Origin of the sequence: Lewinella sp. W8, from assembly GCF_004375085.3 — a bacterium.
Lineage (GTDB): Bacteria > Bacteroidota > Bacteroidia > Chitinophagales > Saprospiraceae > Neolewinella.
In genome coordinates this window covers 1-19,676 of sequence record NZ_SNAQ03000006.1, presented here as the reverse complement: position 1 = coordinate 19,676, position 19,676 = coordinate 1, and the positions used below count along the sequence as shown (strand labels likewise).

19 protein-coding genes are annotated in these 19,676 nt (G+C 56.7%); 9 read left to right on the top strand and 10 right to left on the bottom strand.

Translation table 11 applies throughout. From position 1 onward, the window contains the following. Positions 1-5: 5 nt before the first annotated feature. The gene (locus E1J53_RS08405) at positions 6-767 is read right to left on the bottom strand and encodes an SDR family NAD(P)-dependent oxidoreductase (RefSeq protein WP_134272492.1); all 762 of its coding nucleotides are present in this window, start codon (positions 765-767) and stop codon (positions 6-8) included. 88 nt (positions 768-855) lie between these two features. On the opposite strand from E1J53_RS08405, the gene E1J53_RS08400 reads away from it, so the two are divergent. The 4 genes from E1J53_RS08400 to E1J53_RS08385 all read left to right on the top strand — a co-directional run bounded on the left by E1J53_RS08400 (position 856) and on the right by E1J53_RS08385 (position 3,322). Next, positions 856-2,052 (top strand): redoxin family protein, encoded by a 1,197-nt coding sequence (locus E1J53_RS08400; RefSeq protein WP_253931181.1) that lies wholly within the window; start codon positions 856-858, stop codon positions 2,050-2,052. Positions 2,053-2,091: 39 nt separating this feature from the next. After that, entirely contained in the window at positions 2,092-2,373 is a 282-nt protein-coding gene (locus tag E1J53_RS08395) for a TIGR03643 family protein (protein WP_134272491.1), read from the top strand. A gap of 69 nt (positions 2,374-2,442) precedes the next feature. Then, positions 2,443-3,090: a bifunctional nicotinamidase/pyrazinamidase gene (gene pncA / locus E1J53_RS08390; RefSeq protein WP_134272490.1), complete on the top strand. Its 648-nt coding sequence runs from the start codon at positions 2,443-2,445 to the stop codon at positions 3,088-3,090. Between the two features lie 43 nt (positions 3,091-3,133). Further along, positions 3,134-3,322, top strand: coding sequence for a hypothetical protein (locus E1J53_RS08385; RefSeq protein WP_134272489.1), 189 nt, complete (start codon positions 3,134-3,136; stop codon positions 3,320-3,322). Positions 3,323-3,860: 538 nt separating this feature from the next. Here the strand turns inward: E1J53_RS08385 and E1J53_RS08380 are convergent. Further along, positions 3,861-4,529, bottom strand: a complete 669-nt coding sequence (locus E1J53_RS08380; RefSeq protein WP_134272488.1) for a YggS family pyridoxal phosphate-dependent enzyme — start codon at positions 4,527-4,529, stop codon at positions 3,861-3,863. A 98-nt stretch (positions 4,530-4,627) separates the two neighbouring features. Between E1J53_RS08380 and E1J53_RS08375 the strand changes: the two genes are divergently transcribed. Beyond that, on the top strand, positions 4,628-4,813 hold the full coding sequence (locus tag E1J53_RS08375) for a hypothetical protein (RefSeq protein WP_134272487.1): 186 nt from the start codon (positions 4,628-4,630) through the stop codon (positions 4,811-4,813). A gap of 91 nt (positions 4,814-4,904) precedes the next feature. Here the strand turns inward: E1J53_RS08375 and E1J53_RS08370 are convergent, their stop codons facing one another. The 3 genes from E1J53_RS08370 to accD form a co-directional block, all read right to left on the bottom strand. Continuing rightward, positions 4,905-5,486, bottom strand: a complete 582-nt coding sequence (locus tag E1J53_RS08370; protein WP_173021418.1) for an FKBP-type peptidyl-prolyl cis-trans isomerase — start codon at positions 5,484-5,486, stop codon at positions 4,905-4,907. Between the two features lie 164 nt (positions 5,487-5,650). Next, positions 5,651-6,670 (bottom strand): hypothetical protein, encoded by a 1,020-nt coding sequence (locus tag E1J53_RS08365; protein WP_134272485.1) that lies wholly within the window; start codon positions 6,668-6,670, stop codon positions 5,651-5,653. Further along, on the bottom strand, positions 6,663-7,520 hold the full coding sequence (gene accD / locus E1J53_RS08360; RefSeq protein WP_134272484.1) for an acetyl-CoA carboxylase, carboxyltransferase subunit beta: 858 nt from the start codon (positions 7,518-7,520) through the stop codon (positions 6,663-6,665). The genes E1J53_RS08365 and accD overlap by 8 nt, the downstream gene beginning before the upstream one ends. A gap of 282 nt (positions 7,521-7,802) precedes the next feature. Between accD and E1J53_RS08355 the strand changes: the two genes are divergently transcribed. Together E1J53_RS08355 and E1J53_RS08350 are read left to right on the top strand one after the other, a co-directional pair. Next, the gene (locus E1J53_RS08355) at positions 7,803-9,767 is read left to right on the top strand and encodes a DUF3857 domain-containing protein (protein ID WP_134272483.1); all 1,965 of its coding nucleotides are present in this window, start codon (positions 7,803-7,805) and stop codon (positions 9,765-9,767) included. 161 nt (positions 9,768-9,928) lie between these two features. Continuing rightward, positions 9,929-11,866 carry a DUF3857 domain-containing protein gene (locus tag E1J53_RS08350; RefSeq protein ID WP_134272482.1) on the top strand — a complete coding sequence of 646 codons (1,938 nt, stop codon included), beginning with the start codon at positions 9,929-9,931 and terminating at the stop codon, positions 11,864-11,866. Between the two features lie 81 nt (positions 11,867-11,947). Here the strand turns inward: E1J53_RS08350 and E1J53_RS08345 are convergent, their stop codons facing one another. From E1J53_RS08345 to E1J53_RS08335, 3 genes are read right to left on the bottom strand one after another with little or no spacing between them, the layout of a single operon-like run. Next, positions 11,948-14,413 (bottom strand): YfhO family protein, encoded by a 2,466-nt coding sequence (locus E1J53_RS08345; RefSeq protein ID WP_134272481.1) that lies wholly within the window; start codon positions 14,411-14,413, stop codon positions 11,948-11,950. Positions 14,414-14,438: 25 nt separating this feature from the next. Then, complete coding sequence (locus E1J53_RS08340) at positions 14,439-15,479, bottom strand: NAD(P)H-dependent glycerol-3-phosphate dehydrogenase (RefSeq protein WP_134272480.1); 1,041 nt, start codon at positions 15,477-15,479, stop codon at positions 14,439-14,441. A gap of 36 nt (positions 15,480-15,515) precedes the next feature. Further along, positions 15,516-15,926 (bottom strand): RNA-binding S4 domain-containing protein, encoded by a 411-nt coding sequence (locus tag E1J53_RS08335; protein WP_134272479.1) that lies wholly within the window; start codon positions 15,924-15,926, stop codon positions 15,516-15,518. Between the two features lie 195 nt (positions 15,927-16,121). Here E1J53_RS08335 and E1J53_RS08330 point away from each other — a divergent pair, with 195 nt between their 5' ends. Both E1J53_RS08330 and rimM read left to right on the top strand, forming a co-directional pair. Beyond that, positions 16,122-16,895 carry a hypothetical protein gene (locus E1J53_RS08330; RefSeq protein ID WP_216650025.1) on the top strand — a complete coding sequence of 258 codons (774 nt, stop codon included), beginning with the start codon at positions 16,122-16,124 and terminating at the stop codon, positions 16,893-16,895. Positions 16,896-16,933: 38 nt separating this feature from the next. After that, positions 16,934-17,434 (top strand): ribosome maturation factor RimM, encoded by a 501-nt coding sequence (rimM, locus tag E1J53_RS08325; RefSeq protein WP_134272477.1) that lies wholly within the window; start codon positions 16,934-16,936, stop codon positions 17,432-17,434. A 133-nt stretch (positions 17,435-17,567) separates the two neighbouring features. On the opposite strand, the gene E1J53_RS08320 is transcribed toward rimM, so the two are convergent. Both E1J53_RS08320 and E1J53_RS08315 read right to left on the bottom strand, forming a co-directional pair. Then, entirely contained in the window at positions 17,568-18,845 is a 1,278-nt protein-coding gene (locus E1J53_RS08320; protein ID WP_216650024.1) for an amidohydrolase family protein, read from the bottom strand. Beyond that, a complete protein-coding gene (locus E1J53_RS08315; protein ID WP_134272476.1) occupies positions 18,826-19,305 on the bottom strand; it encodes a DUF4265 domain-containing protein in 480 nt (159 codons plus the stop codon). Before E1J53_RS08315 ends, E1J53_RS08320 begins: the two co-directional genes overlap by 20 nt. Positions 19,306-19,676: the final 371 nt, after the last annotated feature.

Below are 19,676 nucleotides of genomic sequence, written 5' to 3'. Positions count from 1 at the left end.
GTTGGCTATCCGGGGTGGCGACCGACGCCGGACCAGCCACCGTCCACCACCAGGACCGTCCCGCTGATCTGTCGGGCCGCCTCGCTGAGCAGGAAGGTTGCCGCCCGGGCAATGTCCTCCGGCTGGGCCACCCGACCGGTGGGAATGAGGGCTGACCAGGTACCTTCGTAATCCTCCCCTTCCTGCGCCGTCCTTTCGGTCAGGGTGGCTCCGGGGGCCAGCGCATTGATGTTGATGCCCAGTGGCCCCAGTTCGAGGGCAAGGCTTCTGGCCATCATGTTGATGGCGGCCTTCGTCATGCTGTAGGTCGTCAGATTGGGATAGGCGCGGTGGCTGATGTTGGACGACATCAGTACAATACTCCCTCCCGTTCCCGCCATGGCGTTGGCGGCCGCCTGTACGAGGAAGAAGGTCCCCCGTAGGTTTAGCTTGACGACCGCATCGAAATCCTCTTCCGAAGCGGAAAGGAAGGAGGCAAAGCGGGTGGTGCCGGCATTGGCGACCACATAGTCCAGGCGACCGAAGTCTCTGATTGCCCGTCCCACCAATGACCGCATCGCCTCCGGATCCGCTGCATCCGCCGGATGGGGAATGAGTAGGGGGGTGTCGGGGAGCTGCTTAAGGGGGGCTTCATCGAGGTCGTTGACGTAAACGGTGCAGCTGCTTTCGGCAAGGGCGAGGGCTACCGCCCGGCCAATGCCCGTACCGGCACCGGTAACGATGGCCACCTTGTCCCGAAATATTTGCGGTGGATCGGTTGAACTCATGGAAGGATGGATGCGGCTCCGAAAGTAGGGATTAATTGTCCTTTCTACCGTCTACCTAAGTATGCACTCCATTAAGAAAATATTTCCCATGCGCTTGATGTATTCCCTGGGACTGGTTTCCCTGCTGTTCTGGAACTGTGGCACCGAAACGGCCCCCGAGGCAGAAACCGAGGTCGGGGAGGCTTCGGTTGCCGAAGAATTTGTCGCAAATCCCCAACCCGTTACGGAGCGGGAAGTCGGTACGCTAGAGATCGGTGCATCGGCACCGGATTTCCGCCTCGCCGGCACGGATGGTCAATTCTACTCCCTGGAAGACTTCGCAGAGGCCGAGGTGTTGGTACTCGTTTTCACGGCCAACCATTGTCCCACCGCCCAGGCGTATGAGGAAAGAATCAAGCAATTTGCCAGTGATTATGGCGCAAAGGGCGTCCAGCTCGTGGCCATTTCGCCCAACAGTCCCCTGGGCCTCCTTTACGAAGAACTGGGCTACTCCGACCTCAACGATGATTTCGTGGACATGCAGATCCGGCACCGAGACGCGGAGTACAATTTTCCCTACCTCTACGACGGAGACGACCACGCTGCCTCACTCCAGTACGGCCCCGTAGCTACTCCCCACGTGTTCGTATTTGACGAGGATAGAAAACTTCGGTATACCGGTCGACTCGACAAGACGGAAAAGCCCGGTACGGCCAACGCCGAAGACTTACGGCAGGCGGTCGATGCGCTCCTGGCGGGGCGGGAAGTGGAGGAACCCACCACCAAGACTTTCGGCTGCTCCACCAAGTGGGCCTGGAAAACGGCCTACCGGGATAAAGTGGAGGAAGAATGGCGGGCCAAACCCGTGGCGCTGGAGATGATTGACGTCGAGGGGGTCAAAGAATTAATGCGGAACGAGGATTCCGACAAGTTACGGCTCATCAACGTCTGGGCTACCTGGTGCGGCCCCTGCGTGCTGGAATATCCCGACTTCATGGTCCTGCAGCGGATGTACGGCGCCCGGGATTTTGAGTTCATCAGCATTTCTGCGGATAAACCCGGTCAGCACGATAAGGCGCTGGCTTTCCTGGAAAAAATACATTCCCCGGTCAGGAACTATCAATTTGACGGTGAGGACATCTACGAACTGGTGGAAGCCGTGGACCCGGACTGGAACGCCGCCCTGCCGTATACCATCCTGCTGGCGCCGGACGGAGAAGTGGTGTGGCGCCATCAGAGTGAAGTCGATTTTCTTGCCCTGAAACGAGCCATCGTGGACCACGAAATGATGGGGCGGTACTATTAGACCTGCGAACAATTTTTTCTCCAGGACCATTTAACGGTCATGGAGGAATTGACGCCGGAAGATATTGATCGCATTATCGCCATGGCCTGGGAAGACCGCACGCCCTTTGAAGCCATTGAGTTCCAGTTTGGGCTCTCCGAAGCTGAAGTAATCCGCCTGATGAAGCGCGAAATGAAGCTGGGCAGTTGGAAGCGCTGGCGGGCCCGGGTGCAGGGACGAAAAACCAAGCACGCAAAACTTCGGGGTGCGGACGTCAATCGCTTTAAATCGAAGGCGCAGCGACAAATTACCTACAACAAGATCAGTAAGAAGAAGTATTAGTCAGCCTAGCTTTTTCCTTTGCGGAGTGTTCGCCTGGCATTATCTTTGTTTTAAACATAAACTAAGCCCATGCTCCCCGCTCACGTTGCCCTGATCCTGGTGGATTTGCAGTACGATTTTTTGCCGACCGGCATGTTGCCCGTTCCCGAAGGCGACCGGGTGATTCCGGTGGCCAATACGCTGATTCCGGCCTACCGGACGGTGGTGGCCACCCAAGACTGGCACCCGGCCAATCACGGCAGCTTTGCCGCCAACCATCCCTGGAGGAAGCCAGGGCAGGTTATCGAATTGAATGGATTATCCCAGATCCTCTGGCCGATCCATTGCGTGCAGGGCACCTGGGGCGCCGAACTGGTGGACGAGCTGGATCAGCAGACGATCACCAGGATTTTCCAGAAGGGGACCGATCCGGAAATCGACAGTTATTCCGGCTTCTACGATAACGGGCACCGCAAAAGTACCGGGATGGCCGAATGGCTGAAGGAGCGGGGCATCACCGAGGTGCACGTACTCGGGTTGGCCACCGACTACTGCGTCAAATTTACTGTGCTGGACGGCCTGCAAGAGGGCTTTGCCGTTACCCTCATCCGGGATGCGACCCGTGGTGTGGACCTTACGGAGGGAGACGTGGACCGGGCGGTGGTGGACATGCAGGGCGCCGGAGCGCAGGTGCAAACTTCTTCCGAGCTACTGGCCACCGCGGGCCTCGAGGCTTAATCGTATTTTTGTCCCCTTCCCGTTCGCGGCTCAATCTCTTTCTATGGACTTTATTCTGGGCGTACTCCTCCTCCTGTTCGGTGGCTACCACCTCTACGATCTGATCAAAAAGCAACGGGCCGCCGGCACGGATACTGACTGGAAAGCCCTCGCCCCCGGCATCCTGGCCCTGGTGTGTGGCGCGGCACTGCTGATCATCCAGATCAACAAAATCGTTAACCTGCCGGGGTAACCGGAACAGACCTGCTCCGCAGACCGGTCGTCGGTGCCCACCCAAACTGACTGGAATTCCCTGCTGAATAACCGGAAAAGGTCTGCTCCGCAGGCCGGTCGTCAATACTACGTAAATCATGGATTATTGGGAGCGGTTATCGATTGTGCTTAAACGGGTGGAGTGCCTTCAGGGAAGCCGAGACGACGAAATAATGTCCAACGCGGCCAGACTGATTTGTTCCATCATTGCTCACGAGCAGTTTGACCCTGAGCGGGAAGGTGAATCGATTGTCGCCATTTATGATTCAGTGAACGGCTTAATCGAGTCTGGAGGTTCTGCATGGTACGATTTGAACCTGCACCTCAATAGGTTTAGATAAACCCCAAAAAACCGGAACAGGTCTGCTCCGCAGACCGGTCGTAAGGTGACGTATCCGTAAGAGGCTTGCTCCCCGCCTCATCGACGAGTAGTCAGGCAAGCGCAAGCCGGTCGTCAGTGCCAAAAGAAGGCTTAGGCTAAGCGTAACTGAGCCGGTGGGGGCCCTCAAAGCGTCCACCTACCGCTCCCCGAATAGCATACTCCCCACCCGGATCATGGTGCTTCCTTCGTCCAGCGCGATGGGGTAGTCGCCGGACATCCCCATGGAAATTTCCCGGAATTCCGGTTGGTCATTGAAAGACTGCGTTTTTAGCTGATCGAAAATCGTCCGCAGTCGACGGAACTCCCCGCGGACCTGTTCTTCATCATCGGTGTACGTAGCCATCCCCATGACGCCCCGAATGCTGACGCTGGGGAGTGGATCTGATCGCATGGCCGTCAGGAGGTCGTTGGCACCTGCGTTAGTCAGTCCGTACTTACTCTCTTCCTCGGCGATGTGAAGCTGGAGCAGCACGGGAATACTCCGCTCATTATTCGCGGCCTGCTTATTGATTTCCCGCAGGAGGCGCAGGCTATCCACCGCGTGAATCAGGTGGACGAAGGGGGCGATGTATTTCACCTTGTTGCGCTGCAGGTGACCGATGAAGTGCCAGTTGATGTCTTTGGGTAATGCCTCGTACTTATCCACGAGCTCGGTGACCCGGTTCTCGCCAAAATCCCGATGTCCCTGCTCGTAGAGCGCCATGATGTCCGCTATGGGTTTGGTTTTGGAAACCGCAATCAGGCGGGCGTTAGCGGATTCGGTGACGGAGCGAAGGCGGTCATAGGCGTCCTGGGCGATGGCCATTTTATCAAAATTTTAAATTCACTTAAGGTTTCCATGGAAACTAATACACAATAGCGGCGCGTTGTTTCGTTGTACCTCTACATAACCCGCTCTGAGAGATGAATTATCGAACACTTTCCAATGACCGTCGTCGGCGCCGTAAGGCCCGCTTCATTACCTTCCTGGTTACGGCCAGTTTGCTGGCGTCCTTTGCCTACGCTTCCGGCTTGCTGGACCAACTGCCCGAAATCTTTGAACTGTTCCAGGATGCGGAGGTGAATGATGCACCCGTTGCCAATGCCTAACGGACCCGAACGAGTTCTACAAGAACAACAAAGCGGCCGCCCCTGATGCAGGAGCGGCCGCTTTCCGTTTACGTTGTTTGATGCTGAACGCTTACTTCACCTGGAAGAGTTCCACGTCAAAGATCAGCGCAGCGTAGGGAGGAATCTTCGGAGCCGAGCCACGGGGACCGTAGGCAAGATCGTAGGGGATGTAGAAGCGGTATTTTGCTCCTTCCTTCATCAGTTGCAGTCCCTCGGTCCAACCGGAAATTACGCGGTTGAGGGGGAATTCGATCGTTTCACCACGCTCTACGGAGGAGTCAAAAACGGTACCGTCAATGAGGGTGCCGTGGTAGTGTACCTTTACCGTCTGGGTGGCGGAGGGGCTGGCGCCCGTTCCTTCGGTGAGGACTTCGTACTGCAGACCGGAGTCGGTGACCTTCACTTCGGGGCGCTTGGCGTTTTCGGCCAGAAAATCTTCTCCGGCTTTGCGGGCTTCCGCTCCGGCCAGTTCTTGTTTCTCGCGCAGGAACTTCTGAATGAAGCTGTTGGCCGCGGCAACATCCATGCTGGCCGCGCCGCTCAGGCCTTCTTCAAATCCTTTAGCAAGTTCACTGGCGTTTACTTCGGTGAAGCCCTGTGATTTCAGGTTCTGGGAGAGAACTACGCCCAGGGCGTAGGAAATGGTATCCATCTTGGTGGGGGTATTTTGGGCAGCGATCGGCCCGATACAAAGGCATAATACAATGCCGAGAAGAATGTGTTTCATCAGGATTAGATTTTCTTGGGGATTTTAAATTCCAAACCGAGAGGACCAACGCCGACGCCGCTCCAATTGTTATGATCTGGTGGTGCTTACTAGCGGGCGATGCGTTGGATGAAGTAGCCGATCCCGCCCAGAATCAGGAGGGCAACGCCGGCAAAAAATAGCGTGAAGGGCGCGCTGTCCGAGAAGGCCGCCGCGGTGTCCGGTCCCAGGGGGAGCAACTCGTAGTTCAGGCGTTGCAGGCCCGCCCCCGTTTCTTCTCCGAAAAGGCCGACCGCCAATCCCGCCACGATTGCCGTGATGCCCAGGGGCATGCCGTAGGCAAAGATGCGGGCGGCACTGTCGATGTTGGCCTTTTGCAACACCTTACTCAGGATGCTCAGGTGGAAAAAGAGCATCAGTAAGATGACCACCACCAGGAAGAACCGGAAGAGGGCGCTGGTCCAGAACCAGTAATCCACCAATTCCTGGCCCCGCCAGCTCATGACGGCCAGCAGAAAGACGCAGGGCGTCAGGATGGGGCGGATGATCCGCGACCACTCACTGTGGTAAATGGGGAGAAACAGCCGGATTCCCCCAAAGTACAGTACCGTAATCACCACCAACAGGATGGTGGCAAAGGGCGCCGCCAGGCCACCATAGAGGACGGCCGTGCCAGCAATTATGGCCCCGCAGAGTAGGGGAGTAGTCCAGTAATTTTCCTTCAAGACTTCCCCGAAGCGCAGCAGCAGCGTCACGATGAGCAGGAGCAGCGCCAGAAACTTAACGGTAGCCGTCGCTTCGGCCTGCGCGAGGGCCTGGGCCATGTAGGGGGTACCCACGGCCCGGAGTTCCTGGCTGGAAGTTTGCCAGCGCCGGTAGTTGTCCGCACCGCCACCGTCGAGGTAGGCGTAAAAATCGAGCAGGGCCTCCTGATCCGGCCGCAGGGCCAGAACAGTATCGGAATTTGCCTGAGCGGTGAAGTACTGACTGGTATTCAGCGTCGAACCATCCACCACTGCGGTAGGGGGCGTCCAGATGCTGATTCCGTCCTCCAGCCATTGCTCCAGGGCGTAGCTGGCCACGTAAGCAAGCAGGAGACAAAATAATATGCCCGCTAGCTTACTAGGCACGCTTGGTGGCGGTTTCGAAGAGGTGCAGAAGGTCGCCGAGGCGCTGCTTCAACTCCGAGCGATCGATGATGAAATCGAGGAATCCGTGCTCCAGCAAGAACTCGGAGGTCTGGAAACCCGGGGGTAAATCCTTCTTGATCGTTTCTTTGACCACCCGCGGTCCGGCAAAGGCGATCAGGGCCTCGGGTTCGGCGAGGTTGATGTCGCCGAGCATGGCATAGCTGGCCGTCACCCCACCGGTGGTGGGGTCCGTCATGAGACTGAAGTAGGGTACGCCAGCCCTGGCCAACTGACTGAGCTTAACGCTCGTCTTGGCCATCTGCATCAGGCTGAAGGCCGCCTCCATCATCCGCGCTCCGCCCGTCTTGGAGATGATCAGCAGCGGGGTGCGGCTGGTCCGGGCCTCGTCGATCGCCAGGGAGATTTTCTCCCCCACTACGGAGCCCATGGAGCCCCCGATGAAGGAAAAGTCCATGCAGGCAATGATGATCGGCCGACGGTTGATCTTACCACGCGCCACGCGAATTGCATCGTTCAGACCAGTTTTCTTCCGGGCGCTCTTCAGGCGCTCCTCGTAGGTCTTCAGATCCTTGAACTTGAGAATGTCCACTGCCGCCATATCCGGATGGAACTCTTCAAAGTTTCCGTCGAAGAGGATATCAAAGTAGGCCTCTGAACCGATTCGATCGTGGTAGTTGCAGTTGGGGCACTTGTAATAGTTCTCCCTCAGGTCCTTACGGGTAACCGTTTCGCTACAACGCTTACACTTATACCACAGACCTTCCGGGGCCTCTTTCTTGTTTCGTGTTGCTGTTTGAATGCCATCTTTCAGGCGCTTAAACCATCCCATGTAATCACTTTATGCGCTGCAAAGATAGAACGGGAAATAATTAATGACGTTAAAGCGGTCGGGCAATCCGCGGATACTGTACCCCGAGCGCGCTGATTCAGGGGAACTTGGGGTTCTGGTCATGACCGTAAAGGAAGGTGGCAGGATGCAGTTTCGGGCCAGGAAATGAGGGACAGGATTGTCTGCGTGTAGCCCAAGATAGGTGTCGTAACACTTTGTTTACGTAGCGCTTTTGCGTAACTTACGGGCCAACCCATTTACCCCAAAACCCTTCATTTTCTGATGATAAGACTATTGCTGTTTGTAGCCATCCTTTGTCTCTCCTTTACCCTAAACGCCCAGGAATCCCCCAATGTCAAGTTGGGAAAAATCTCCAAAGAAGACCGCCAAATGATGGTTTGTCCGGTAGATTCTTCCGCCGAGGCCTACGTCCTGTACGATCTCCTTTACCTGCGGGTCATCCAAAGTCCGGAAGGAGCGCCCATGCTCAACGAATTCCGTCACCGCCGCGTAAAACTGCTCAAGCCCTCCAGCTTTGAGCGTGCCGACGTAGAAATTATCTACAACCGGGACTACGAAAAGGTAACCAACCTCAAGGCAGCCATCCATTTGCCCACCGGGGGCACCATTACCCTGAAGCGCAGTGACTTCATCCGGGAACGCTACGATGACGACCGCGACATCTTCAAGTTCACCTTCCCCCAGGTGACCGAGGGAGCCGTGATTGAATACTCCTACGTGACTTACGACGACTATCCGACGGTTCCCAGCCGCTACTACTTCCAGGAAGATATCCCCGTGCGCTGGGCGGAATACAAGGCACAGATTCCCATGTACTTTAATTACGTGAGTCTGGCCACTTCCTCGGGAGACTACACCATCAATCGCCTGGACCGGGGCACCCGTACCTACGGCAGCGAGGAAGTAGACCACGCCCTCATCGACTGGGCTTACGCCGACCTACCCGCCTACGAATACCAACCCTACACCAATAATTTTTCGGATTACATTCCCCAGGTCCGCCTGCAACTGCAGTCCGTTCAGTACCCCGGCAGACCCGTGTACAAGGTCTTCAGCGACTGGAAGGAAACGGTGAGCGAGCTGGACGGCTCGGCCAGCTTCGGAAAGGCCTACCGCAACCGGGGTAACTTCAACCGGGCCTGGAAGGAGTTTGAGCCCATCGTCGCCGGACTTTCGACCGATGAGGAAAAAATCCAGGCCGCCTATAACTTCGTGGCCGGCCGCATTTCCTGGGACGGAACCTATACCTTCCAGGCCTATCAGTCGCTGAACAAAGTCTTTGATAATTCTTCGGGAACCAGCGGAGAAATGAATTTGCTGCTGCTGGGTCTGCTGCAGGAGGCCGGCATTAACGCCCAACCGGTCCTCGTCTCCCTGCGTAACCGCGGGGCTCCGGTGGAGTTGTATCCCATCATGACCCAGTTTGATCACATGATGGTCCTCGCGGAATTGAATGGTGGCGGAATGCTCCTCGACGCAAATTCTCCCGTCCGCCCGGCGGGCCTTCCCCGGGTATCGGCCCTCAACCACCGGGCTTTCGTGGCCGATCCCGACCAGCCCTACTGGATTGACGTGCGCGTGCCCAAGTCCACGCAGACCGTCATGGCGGAGGTGGACCTGGACGACCAGGGCATGGGCAACGTGAAAATCCAGAGCCGGATGAAAAGCTACTTTGCCATCGGTGGCCGGAATCAGTTGCGGGAAAAGGAAGAAAACACAGAGATTCCCCTCGTTACCGACATCATTGAAGTATTCCCCGAAGCGGAACTCCTCAACCACTCCATCAAGGATCCGGAAGTGGCGGGCGGTCCGCTGGAAATGGACGTTGAGATGAAGGTGCCCATGGGCCAGTCACTGGATGATTTCCTTTACGTTCAACCCGTGCTCATTCCCGTACTGGACAAAGAACTGGCCGAAGTGGAGCAAAGAATTTATCCCGTTGATTTTGCCTACCCCTGGCAGCAACGCTACATCACCACCATTAACCTACCCGAAGGATATGCGGTAGAAGAGCTACCCGAGTCTATCCGCATGCGTTCCGAAGATGGCACGATGAGCTGCACCTTTGCGGCTTCCGATAATGGACAAAATGCCGTTTCAATCAACTTCACCGTCGACGTGGCCCGCACGGTATACGAAGCCCGGGAATACCCCATTCTGCGGGATATGTTCCGCCGGATCATTGACATGCAGGCCTCGACCATCGTGCTCAAACGCGCCAAATAATCTCTCCCATCTTCTTAAGGAGTAAGCACTCTTATTTAGAGCGGAAGATTTGGGCGCTCGCGCGCAGGTGCCACGGTTATCCCGGATAGCCGTATGTATAGTTATGCCAATTCCGGAATGCACCCGTAACCCTTTTTTCTTCGTCTACACCCCATGAAAGTATGCTCAAACAAAACCCTAGCCTTTTTGGCCTGATTCTTTTTTTGCTGGCCTGCACCCTGCCTGAGGTCGTGGTCGCCCAGGATGATGGTGCCTACGCGGTGGTCAACATCAATCCGGAACTGCTTTCCGGAGCAACCTCCGTAGTGCGTCACCATTCCATTGAGTACCGGGTGAATTCTGACCGGGTGGCCTTCGTGCGTCATCGAAAAGTGATTACTTTGTTGAATAGTAATCATGATCGTGACAATGTACTCGTGGTTCCCTACGACGGCGATACCCGGATTACGCAGTTCAAAGCGGTGTTGTACGACGCGGCGGGGGAAAAGGTGCGCTCGGCGAAAAAGTCCGAAATTGAGGACGTACGTTACCTCACCGGGGGCCAATTTTATACGGACGCCCGCATTCAAACCACCACCCTGAATCATTCGTCCTATCCCTACACCATTGAGTTCGAATACGAAATCAAGCAAACGGACGTGGGGGTTTTCGGGTTTCCTTCCTGGATGCCTCAGGACTTCAATCAGGCCGTTGAATATTCCTCCTTCACGGCCACGCTTCCAACCTCCAATGAACTCCTCTACTTCGGCAACCAACTGCCCGAGGCGAATATTACCGAGGAGGGCAACGATCGGCGGTACTTCTGGGAAGTAGAGAACCTCAAAGCGGTAGTCAAGGAGGTCGAATGTCCGCCCATTTCCCGGGTGCTGCCCTACCTCCGCACGGGACTGCGAACCTTCGACCTCGGAGATTACGTCGGGTCCCTGAACGACTGGCAATCCTTTGGTGCCTTCATCGCCAAACTGATGGAGGGCCGCAGCGAACTCCCCGAGCAGCTGCGGGCCCTGGTGCAGGAAAAAACGGCCGGGCTATCCACGGATCGGGAAAAAATCAACGTCCTCTACCGCCTCCTGCAGGAACGTACCCGCTACGTGGGCGTCCAGTTGGGCATTGGGGGCTGGCAACCTTTCCCCGCCGATTACGTGGAAGAAAACCGATTTGGCGACTGCAAGGCGCTCTCCAACTACATGGGGGCCATGCTCGCCGAGGTGGGTATCGCGTCCCAGCCGGTACTGATCTATTCGGGGCACCGACAGTTTTTTCCCGTCGATGCTTCCTTTACAACCAATGCCTTCAACCACATGATCCTGTACGTTCCTTCGGAAGACATGTTTCTGGAATGTACCAGTAGCACGGCCCCTCCGGGCTACCTGGGTTCCAGTACGTCAGATCGTAACGTGCTGCTGCTCAGCGAATCCGGCGGAGAACTGGCCCGAACACCCGCCCTGGTGCCCTCCGAAAACGGCTACGTACGACACACCACTGTGGAAATTCAGCCCGATGGTTCGGCGGCCTTTTCGACCCGTGGACGCTTTTTCGGAACGGAGCAGGAATGGCTTCGGGGTCTGCTTCACCAGGAAGAGGATCAGGGAGAACGACTGAAGTACCTGGCGTCAAGCGAATTCGTGCCCAACATCACCGGGGAAGGATTGGTACTGAACTGTAACCCCGACGATCCCATCGCCGAGCTTGACTACCGGACCAGTCTGAAAGCCTACGGCCGCAAACTGGGTACCAGGATGTTCGTCCCCCTGAATAAGTTTTATCGCTTCGAATGGATTCCCGACCAGCTGGAAACCCGGCACCACGACATCCATTCGCTCAGCAGCCGGTTCCTCGTGGATACCGTCCAGCTGGCCCTGCCGGAAAACATGGAGGTAGAAAGTATGGGGGATACCGAAGTAGCGTTCAGTCACCCCGTCGGCAACTACTCCAGCAAGCTCCAGCAGGAGGGGAATCTGATTACCTGGATCCGCACCTTTAAGCTCATCCCGGTAGAACTTCCGGCGGATACATATGAAGATTACCGGCAGTTCTTCGTCGACGTGGCCAAGGCCGACAAACGTCAGGTGGTCCTGAAGGTCAAGCGAACCAAGTAGTACAGTTGGTTCTATCCTGAATCCGCGTCGGTCCGCTTGCTGCGCAATCCGGTCGTTCGTACTGCCAGGAAAATGGTGGGGCTACTGCTCCGTGCTTCCCTCCTTCCTGCTCTGCCAGAGCTGGTAGCCAAGGTACCCCACCAGACCCAGAAGAATCAGCAGGCTGGACACCCACGAAATACTCACGCCCGCCTGATAGCTGGAGGACGTAAAGGTCATTTTGATGGTGTGCTGGCCGGCGGGAACCCGCAGGGCCCGCAGCACGTAATTGGCCCGGATCAATTCAGCGGGCTGGTCATCAATGGTGACTTCCCAGCCAAGGTCCGGACCGTACCAGATTTCGGAGAATACCGCCAGTTGTTCGGCGTTACTCTGGAAGGAGTAGGTCAGGGCATTCGGTTGGTATTCGGTGAGGGTGATGCTTCCCTGGCCGGTGGGTTGGAGGCCACTGACCGCATCGCTGAATTCTTCATGAACGATGGCCGTTTGGCGGAGGGGATCCACGCTGCCCAGGGCCGCGAATTCTGCGTCGTTGCTGTTGACCAGCTGAATGTTGCTCACCAGCCAGGCGTTCCCGTACGCGTTGGGGTTCCGCTGGGCGGCCGGCTGGCCATCCTGGCCGGGTAGGATAAAGTACTTGGTGTTCAGCATGTCCAGGACGTCCGGATCACGCTGCATGAGGTAACCACTGATCAGGTCATCCACCCGCCGCAACTTCACGGGGGAGTACCCCCCGATACTCTTGTGAAAGTAAGAAGTGGAAGCATCCCGAAAGGGAGAAACGGTCAGGTTAAAGACCCGGAAATTAGGGTCGTTGTCCGCCAGAATTTGCTGGTCCGCGGTGGATGGAGTGAAGGTCTGAGCGTTTCGCGGGGTACGGCGCCAGTCCTCCTTCTTCAGGTAGCGACCGTTAATGCCCCCGAAATCGACGGCCAACAGGGCCGCCAGTGCCAGTCCCGCAATGAGGGGCGTGATGGTCTTGCGGTAAAGCAGGAACAAGACCCCGAAAGACAAACCGACGTAAAGAAAACTCCGCCAGGCATCCGCACTGTAGAGCGCTGCGCGGGTATCCTCCAGGGGGCCCAGGAAGGTATTCACGTCAACCTGGCTGCCGAAGTACCGCTGCAGTTGGGCGGCGTCGGTGGGAAGGGAAAAGTTGATGAAGCCGGGAAATACAAAGATGACGGCAAGTCCGAGTACCGCCGCCGTGATACCGGCCCGCAGCAGTTGGGTTTTAGCCTTTCCCTCATCTTCTTCCCGGGTTTGCAGCCAGTCATGAACGCCCACCATACCCAGGGCGATCATCATGAAACTCGAAATGCTGAGGGCCGAGCTTGGGGCCCGGAACTGCTCGAGCAGGGGGAGGGTATTGTAGAGGAAGCGGTTGAATCCTTCCAGGTTTTTGCCCATGCTGAGGGCAAAAACGAACAGGGTACCCAGGCCAAGCCACCAGCGAATGCTCATCCGTGCGGAAAAGAGTCCGAAGAGGAACAGCGCCCAGACTACCGCCCCCAGATAGCTGGGGCCTTCGGTAAAGGGCAGGGCACCGTGGTAGGTGGGGGCCGGAAACTCGGCGGGAAGTTGGAATCCCGCCCGGCGGATGGATTTGCCCAGATCAGAATTGTTTTCCACGCTCTGCCCACTGCCGCCACCGGCGGCAAGAGGAGCATAACTGGCCAGCAAATCCTTCATCCCGTTGCTCCACTGCATGGCGTACTCCCATTCCAACCCCGTTTCCGGAGCGTCCTCGGCGTCGGCAACGCCGACGGGGGTTTCCAGCACCTGACCGCCCCGGGAGGTGGAGGATAAGTACTCCTTGGTGGGGATCACGTTATTCGAACCGGCGCCCAGCGCAATCAGGAGGCCCACCACCAAGGCCCCGATGGCCTTGCCGAAATGGGGGAGCGTTTTTTCCCGGATGGCCTCCACCAGGTAGACAATACCGAGAATGGGGAAGGTCAATCCAAAATAATACAGCATCTGGAGGTGGTTAGCCAGGATGGCCAGCCCCATGCCGAAGGCAAAGAGCAATCCCCCCAGAATGTATTTTTTTCTGAAGGCAAGTACCGTTCCCGCGGCCACGAGGGGCAGGTAGAAAACGGTCAGAATCTTACTGGTGTGGCCGGTTTCGAATAGGATGAACCCGTTGGTGGCCAGCGCCGCGCCCAGGGCGCCGGCGATGCTGAGCCAGGGGTTGACCCCCAGGCAGATTAACAGCAGATAAGCGCACAGCATCCCCGCAAAGAAGTATCCGGCCGGCCGGGGCAGGAAGCCCTGTACCACGGGCTGGGCGACCCGGAGTTGGTTACCCTCGGAAATGGTGGACAGCTGATAGGTAGGCATCCCCCCGAACATGGAGCCCGTCCAGTTGGTCCGCTCTCCCGTCGCCGCCTGGTAATCCCGCATTTCTTTAGTGGCTCCCTTGTAGTTGTCGATGTCACCCATCCGGAGGCTTTTTCCGGAGAACTGGGGCGCGAAGTTGAAGAACACCGTTACGAAGAAAACGGCGAGGGCCACGAGGTGGGGAAGCAGGTTCTTAAAGTTCATACGCTCAAAAGTATATACACTTGGTTTAAAGGAAGTCGACGTCGACTTCGTAGGGATAGGTGATGAGGTATTTCATGGCTTCGGCGATGGGAAAGTCCTCAAAAACAATGCGGTAGAGCATTTCCGTAATGGGAACCCGCAGCCGGATATTCTTAGCCAGGTGCCGGGTGATCATCAGCGTCCGGACGCCCTCGGCGAGCTCCTGACTGGTGGCCCGCACCTCGTCGAGCTTCTCTCCGGACCCCAGACGAAAGCCGAACATATAGTTACGGCTTTTCTTGGAGGTAGCCGTAGCGATCAGGTCACCGATCCCCGCCGTACCGAAGAACGCACGATTATCGCTGCCGAGTACCCGGCCGAAGTGAATCATTTCGTGCAACCCCCGGGTGATCAGCATGGCCTGGACGTTTTTGCCCAACCCGAATCCCTTCAGAATACCCGAGCCCAGGGCGATTACGTTTTTAAGTACCCCCGCAAGCTCGGCCCCCAACAGGTCGTGGGTATGAAAAACGTGCAGCTGTTCCGAACCGAGGACGGCATCCGCCCGGTGGATCACCTCGTCAAACTTACTGGCGATGACCGAGGCGCTGGGCTGCCCGTCCAGCAACTCCCTGGCTAGGTTGGGACCCGTAAGCGCGCCCACCCGGACGACGACGCTTTCCTGCCGGATCACGTCCGTCATGGTGTGGACCTGCTTCCGGTCCAGTCCCCGTTCGGGAATGTCCTCCAGTTTAACTCCGGAAATGTCGAAGCCCTTCGTGCCGTGAATCAACACGTGGGAAGGGTCGAGGTAGTCCGTGACGCTGCGCATCATGGCGCGAAAATTATCCGAAGGCACGATGGGCAGGATCAGCTGACAGCGATCGGCCACCACGCCAAAGTCATTGACGACCTTCACCCGGTCGTGCAGCCGCACGCCGAAGTGGAAGCGGTCCGCTTCCAGTTTTTTGACCAGCTGGGGATTACGGCTGTAGACCAGGACCTCGGTGTTGAGGGCCAGCAGGTTTGCCATTGCGGTGCCGAAAGAACCGGCACCAATAATCCCTACGGGTTCCAGTTGGGCCATGATATGGGAGAAAGGTTTTGCGAGCCGCAAGGTACGCTACTCGTCGAACTCATCGAACTCTGCGAAGAAGTCTTCCTTAAAAGAATCAATTTCCCGACGTTCGCGCTTCGTGGGCCGGCCGGTCCCCTTCTCCCGGAATTCGGCACCTCGCTTGCCGATGAACCAGTCTTTGTATTTGTTCATCTCCGACTCCGGAGTGTGATTGACGTAGCAGGTGACGGCAATGGGCGCACCCACGCGCTTTTCCAGTAACCGCAACACCTCAAATTCGAGGTTAAAACCATTCTTGGCCACCTGGATGCGGTCACCAACCTCGATTTTGGTGCTTGGTTTGGCCGGACTGCCGTTAAGCCGGACCTTCCCCTGACGCACGGTATCCCCGGAAAGGGTACGGCTTTTAAAAATTCTTACGGCCCAGAGCCATTTATCAATGCGAACTTTTTCCATGTTTTCTGCGGCAATTTCCCCGCGAAGATAGGTATCACGCCAAGCCAGGAGGAAGCTGGGCCCATTTGTGATGAAACTATTGCCGAAATGCCGGGAGCCGGTCAATCTCGGGGTACCCACGGCCTGGCTACACTGATTATCTTTGCATCCCGCGCAACGTCGCCCCCTATGCCGCAAGAAAAACCAATGTCCCTGATGATAACCCGCTCGCTGTGTCTTCTGGCCTTACTGGCCTCCCTCCTGAGTTTTTCGGGTTGTGAAGAGGAGGTGCTGGAGCCCCGCAACTTTTCGGCGGACTTCGCCTACTTTCCCCTGGCGATCGGGCAAACGGATTTTTATCGCCTGGACAGCATCGTGCTCTTCAACACCGTCGGGGGCGTCATTTACGATACCACCCGACTGGAAGTACGGGAGACGCTGGTGGATACTTTCCGGACGCCCGATGGGCACCTCTGGTACCGGGGGGAGCGGTCGGAACGCTACGTCGGGGAGACGAGTTGGCGGCCGGTGGAGGGCTTTGACGTGAGCCTCCAGAATAATCAGGCCATCCGCCGCGAGGATAATTTGCCCTTCGTGAAGCTGGTTTTTCCCGTCCGGGAGGGCCGGCGCTGGAACGGTAACGTCGGCTTCGACGAATTCCGGCAGATTCCCACCGGCGGAGAGCTGCTGGACGTATTTGCGGGCTGGGATTACCGGTATTCGGAAGTGGACACTCCCCGGGATACCCTGAACCTGACCTTTACCGAAAGCCTCCTGGTGGACCAGGCGAACATTGACAACCTGATCGACTACCGGCAGGCCTACGAACGCTACGCTCCGGGAGTAGGGCTGATCGAGCGTTTTCTCGATGCGCGCCATACCCAGTGCCGAGTGTGTTGCAACGGAGACACGCAGGGGTGTTTTGACCTAAGCTGGGACACCAAGGCCGAAAAAGGATTCATCATTTATCAGCGGCGACTCGAAAATTGAGGGCTGCCCCTGGCTAAAATTGCAGAAAGCAGAAACGCATGGATTTAGTTGAAATCGGATGGACGGGTAAGGCCCACGGCCTTAAGGGCGAGATCAAGCTGCGGGTCGCCGAGCACTTCGAGGACGATCTCCTGGAAGCCAAGAGCCTGTTGATCGGAGATCCCCCGATCCCGTATTTCGTGGAGTATTTTCGCGGTGGCGGGGCGATCATTGCCAAGTTTGAAAACCTTGATCAGCGGGAGCAACTTAATCTGCTGTCTAATCAGCCGCTGTTCCTGCAAGCGCATCAGGTGACCGCCGAGGCACCCACCGGAGACACGCCCTTTGATCATCTGGTGGGCTACCACATCATCGCCGAACATTACCCGGAGCTGGGCCCCATCAGTGGCATTATGGACCTTCCCGAACACTATCTGGCGGAGCTGGAGCACGAAGGAAAAAGCATCCTCATTCCGCTGCACGAAAACCTGATTTTGGGCGAGGACGCAGGTGCCAGGCAAATCAAGATGCAGCTGCCGCAGGGGTTGTTGGAGATTTAGTCTGTTGGTTCGTTAGTATTTTAGTCTGTTAGTGATTTTAGTTCGTTAGTATTTTAGTTTGGTGTTTCATCATTCCCCTAACAGACTAACAGACCAACAGACCAACAGACCAACAGACTAAAAGACCAACAGACTAACGAACCACCTTCCCTCCCTTCATCACCAGGATCACCTTACGCAGGTTGCTGATTGCTTCCAGCGGGTTACCCTCCACTACGATCAGGTCCGCGAGTAGCCCCTTCTTCACTCTGCCAACCTTGTTTTGCAGCCCAAATACGTCTGCGTTGACGGAAGTAACCGACCGCAAGACCGCCAGGGGTGTCATGCCGTAATCAATCATCATTTCCAGTTCCCGGACGTTGTCTCCGTGCGGAAAGACGCCCACGTCGCCACCGGCGACGATCGTCACCCCGGCTTTCAGGGCCGCCCCGAAGGACTTCCGCTTATTGACGATCCGCTCCGGTTCGGGGTCCTGGCCCTTCTTCCAGCCCCGGTACTGCATGATGGCGTCTCCGGCGGCCAGGGTGGGGCAGAGGGCCACTCCTTTTTCTGCCATAAGCGCAAAGATCTCCGGCGTGCCGCCGTCGCCGTGCTCAATGGTCCGTACACCCGCCAGGGCCGAGCGGCGCATGCCCTCCGGACTGGCGGCGTGGGCCACTACGTATCGCCCACTACTTTCCGTAATTGCTACGATCAGCTCCAACTCTTCCTGGGTAAAGGTCGCTTCCGCGGTGCCCTCCGGTCCCCAGCGGTAATCGGCGTACACCTTGATGACGTCGGCGCCGTGCCCGATCTGGTCCCGGACTACCCGGATGAGGTCATCGTGACCGTCGGCAGGTTCGGCACCCAGCGGAACCTTCACGTGCTCGGCAAACCCCTTGGGACCATAACTTCCCGTAGCCACAATGGCCTTTCCCGCCACGATCAGTCGCGGCCCGGGGATCACCCCTTTTTCAATGGTTTCTTTTAGTCCCACGTCTACGTATCCGGCGCCCTCTGAACCGAGGTCCCGCGCCGTAGTGAAGCCCGCCCGAAGTGTTTTTTTGGCGTGTTCTCCGCCGCGGATCGCCCGCTCGGCCCAGGATTCTTTGAGCACCTGGTCGTTCCAGCCCGTCTCGTTGTAGGGGTGGAGGAGCATGTGGGAATGCCCCTCAATCATGCCGGGCAACAGGGTTCCGCTGGGGAAGTCCAGCCGTTCGTATTCCTCCGGTAGTTCCATTTCCCCTACTTTGCCCACCGCCAGGATTTGGTCTCCCCGAATCAGCACGGCCCGATCGGCCAGCATGGTCTCGCCATCAAAGAGGTAGGCTGCGGTGATGAGGGTATGGGAGGGAGGTTGGGCGAAGGCCATAGAAGCCCAGGCCACGGAAATCAGCAAGAGGAGGGAAGCCCTAGTTTTGTTTAACGTCATGTCTGTGCTTACTTGAGCAGCAAGGTACTGCGTAATCGATGATGCCTTTTTCCTGCAGGAGGTTCAACCGCTCCTGAATGATTTGGAAGTTGGTGTATTCGGGGACTTCCATCGAAAGATAGCCATCCCCAAATCCTTCGGATTCACAACCGAGCCTCCGGAAAGCTTTTCTCAACGCGCTCTCGTCGTATCCGGCCAGCATGATGACCACCAGGATCACCGAACTGCCCGATGCTTTGACGAGATGGCGGAAGACGTAGGCCTCCTCCACCGGGTCAATTTCGGCATAAAAATGATCTCCGGGTGCGAGCTGGAGGCCATAAAAAGGATTGTTATCTAATTGATAAAGACCCTTGACTTCATCCAGAACGATGGCCCATAGGGTTTCCACAACTTCCCGTTCCAGGACCGGGCTGTAGTATCGGAAAAGGACCTTGCGGTGTTCGGTCTCTTCATACATATTGCAAATAATTATTATGCTTCCGGGGATTGGGGCCTCGGGGTAAGGAATCGTCCTACCGCTGCAGTATGCCTGATTTTGGGCGAGGCCGCAGGTGCCAGGTAACTCAAGATGCGGCTGCCGCAGGGGTGGAGGCGTTGTCTGTTAGTAATTTGGTCTGTTAGTGATTTTAGTTCGTTAGTCTGTTAGTAATTTAGTCTTTTAGTAATTTTAGTTCGTTAGTATTATAGTTTGGTGTTTCATCAGGGATAGTTCAATAAACTGTGTCTGGTTAAAAGTTATTCCTGAGTGCTTTCCACATTCTCCCGCAAGAAACCCCTTCGGGGATTTATTTCGGCGCGGAGAATGTGGAAAGGACGGTCCCAGGCTCT

Coding starts and splice junctions, on each gene's coding strand:
- E1J53_RS08405 (WP_134272492.1), bottom strand. CDS start 767: ATGAGTTCAACCGATCCACCGCAAATATTTCGGGACAAGGTGGCCATC.
- E1J53_RS08400 (WP_253931181.1), top strand. CDS start 856: ATGCGCTTGATGTATTCCCTGGGACTGGTTTCCCTGCTGTTCTGGAAC.
- E1J53_RS08395 (WP_134272491.1), top strand. CDS start 2,092: ATGGAGGAATTGACGCCGGAAGATATTGATCGCATTATCGCCATGGCC.
- pncA (WP_134272490.1), top strand. CDS start 2,443: ATGCTCCCCGCTCACGTTGCCCTGATCCTGGTGGATTTGCAGTACGAT.
- E1J53_RS08385 (WP_134272489.1), top strand. CDS start 3,134: ATGGACTTTATTCTGGGCGTACTCCTCCTCCTGTTCGGTGGCTACCAC.
- E1J53_RS08380 (WP_134272488.1), bottom strand. CDS start 4,529: ATGGCCATCGCCCAGGACGCCTATGACCGCCTTCGCTCCGTCACCGAA.
- E1J53_RS08375 (WP_134272487.1), top strand. CDS start 4,628: ATGAATTATCGAACACTTTCCAATGACCGTCGTCGGCGCCGTAAGGCC.
- E1J53_RS08370 (WP_173021418.1), bottom strand. CDS start 5,486: ATGGATACCATTTCCTACGCCCTGGGCGTAGTTCTCTCCCAGAACCTG.
- accD (WP_134272484.1), bottom strand. CDS start 7,520: ATGGGATGGTTTAAGCGCCTGAAAGATGGCATTCAAACAGCAACACGA.
- E1J53_RS08355 (WP_134272483.1), top strand. CDS start 7,803: ATGATAAGACTATTGCTGTTTGTAGCCATCCTTTGTCTCTCCTTTACC.
- E1J53_RS08350 (WP_134272482.1), top strand. CDS start 9,929: ATGCTCAAACAAAACCCTAGCCTTTTTGGCCTGATTCTTTTTTTGCTG.
- E1J53_RS08345 (WP_134272481.1), bottom strand. CDS start 14,413: ATGAACTTTAAGAACCTGCTTCCCCACCTCGTGGCCCTCGCCGTTTTC.
- E1J53_RS08340 (WP_134272480.1), bottom strand. CDS start 15,479: ATGGCCCAACTGGAACCCGTAGGGATTATTGGTGCCGGTTCTTTCGGC.
- E1J53_RS08335 (WP_134272479.1), bottom strand. CDS start 15,926: ATGGAAAAAGTTCGCATTGATAAATGGCTCTGGGCCGTAAGAATTTTT.
- E1J53_RS08330 (WP_216650025.1), top strand. CDS start 16,122: ATGATAACCCGCTCGCTGTGTCTTCTGGCCTTACTGGCCTCCCTCCTG.
- rimM (WP_134272477.1), top strand. CDS start 16,934: ATGGATTTAGTTGAAATCGGATGGACGGGTAAGGCCCACGGCCTTAAG.
- E1J53_RS08320 (WP_216650024.1), bottom strand. CDS start 18,845: ATGACGTTAAACAAAACTAGGGCTTCCCTCCTCTTGCTGATTTCCGTG.
- E1J53_RS08315 (WP_134272476.1), bottom strand. CDS start 19,305: ATGTATGAAGAGACCGAACACCGCAAGGTCCTTTTCCGATACTACAGC.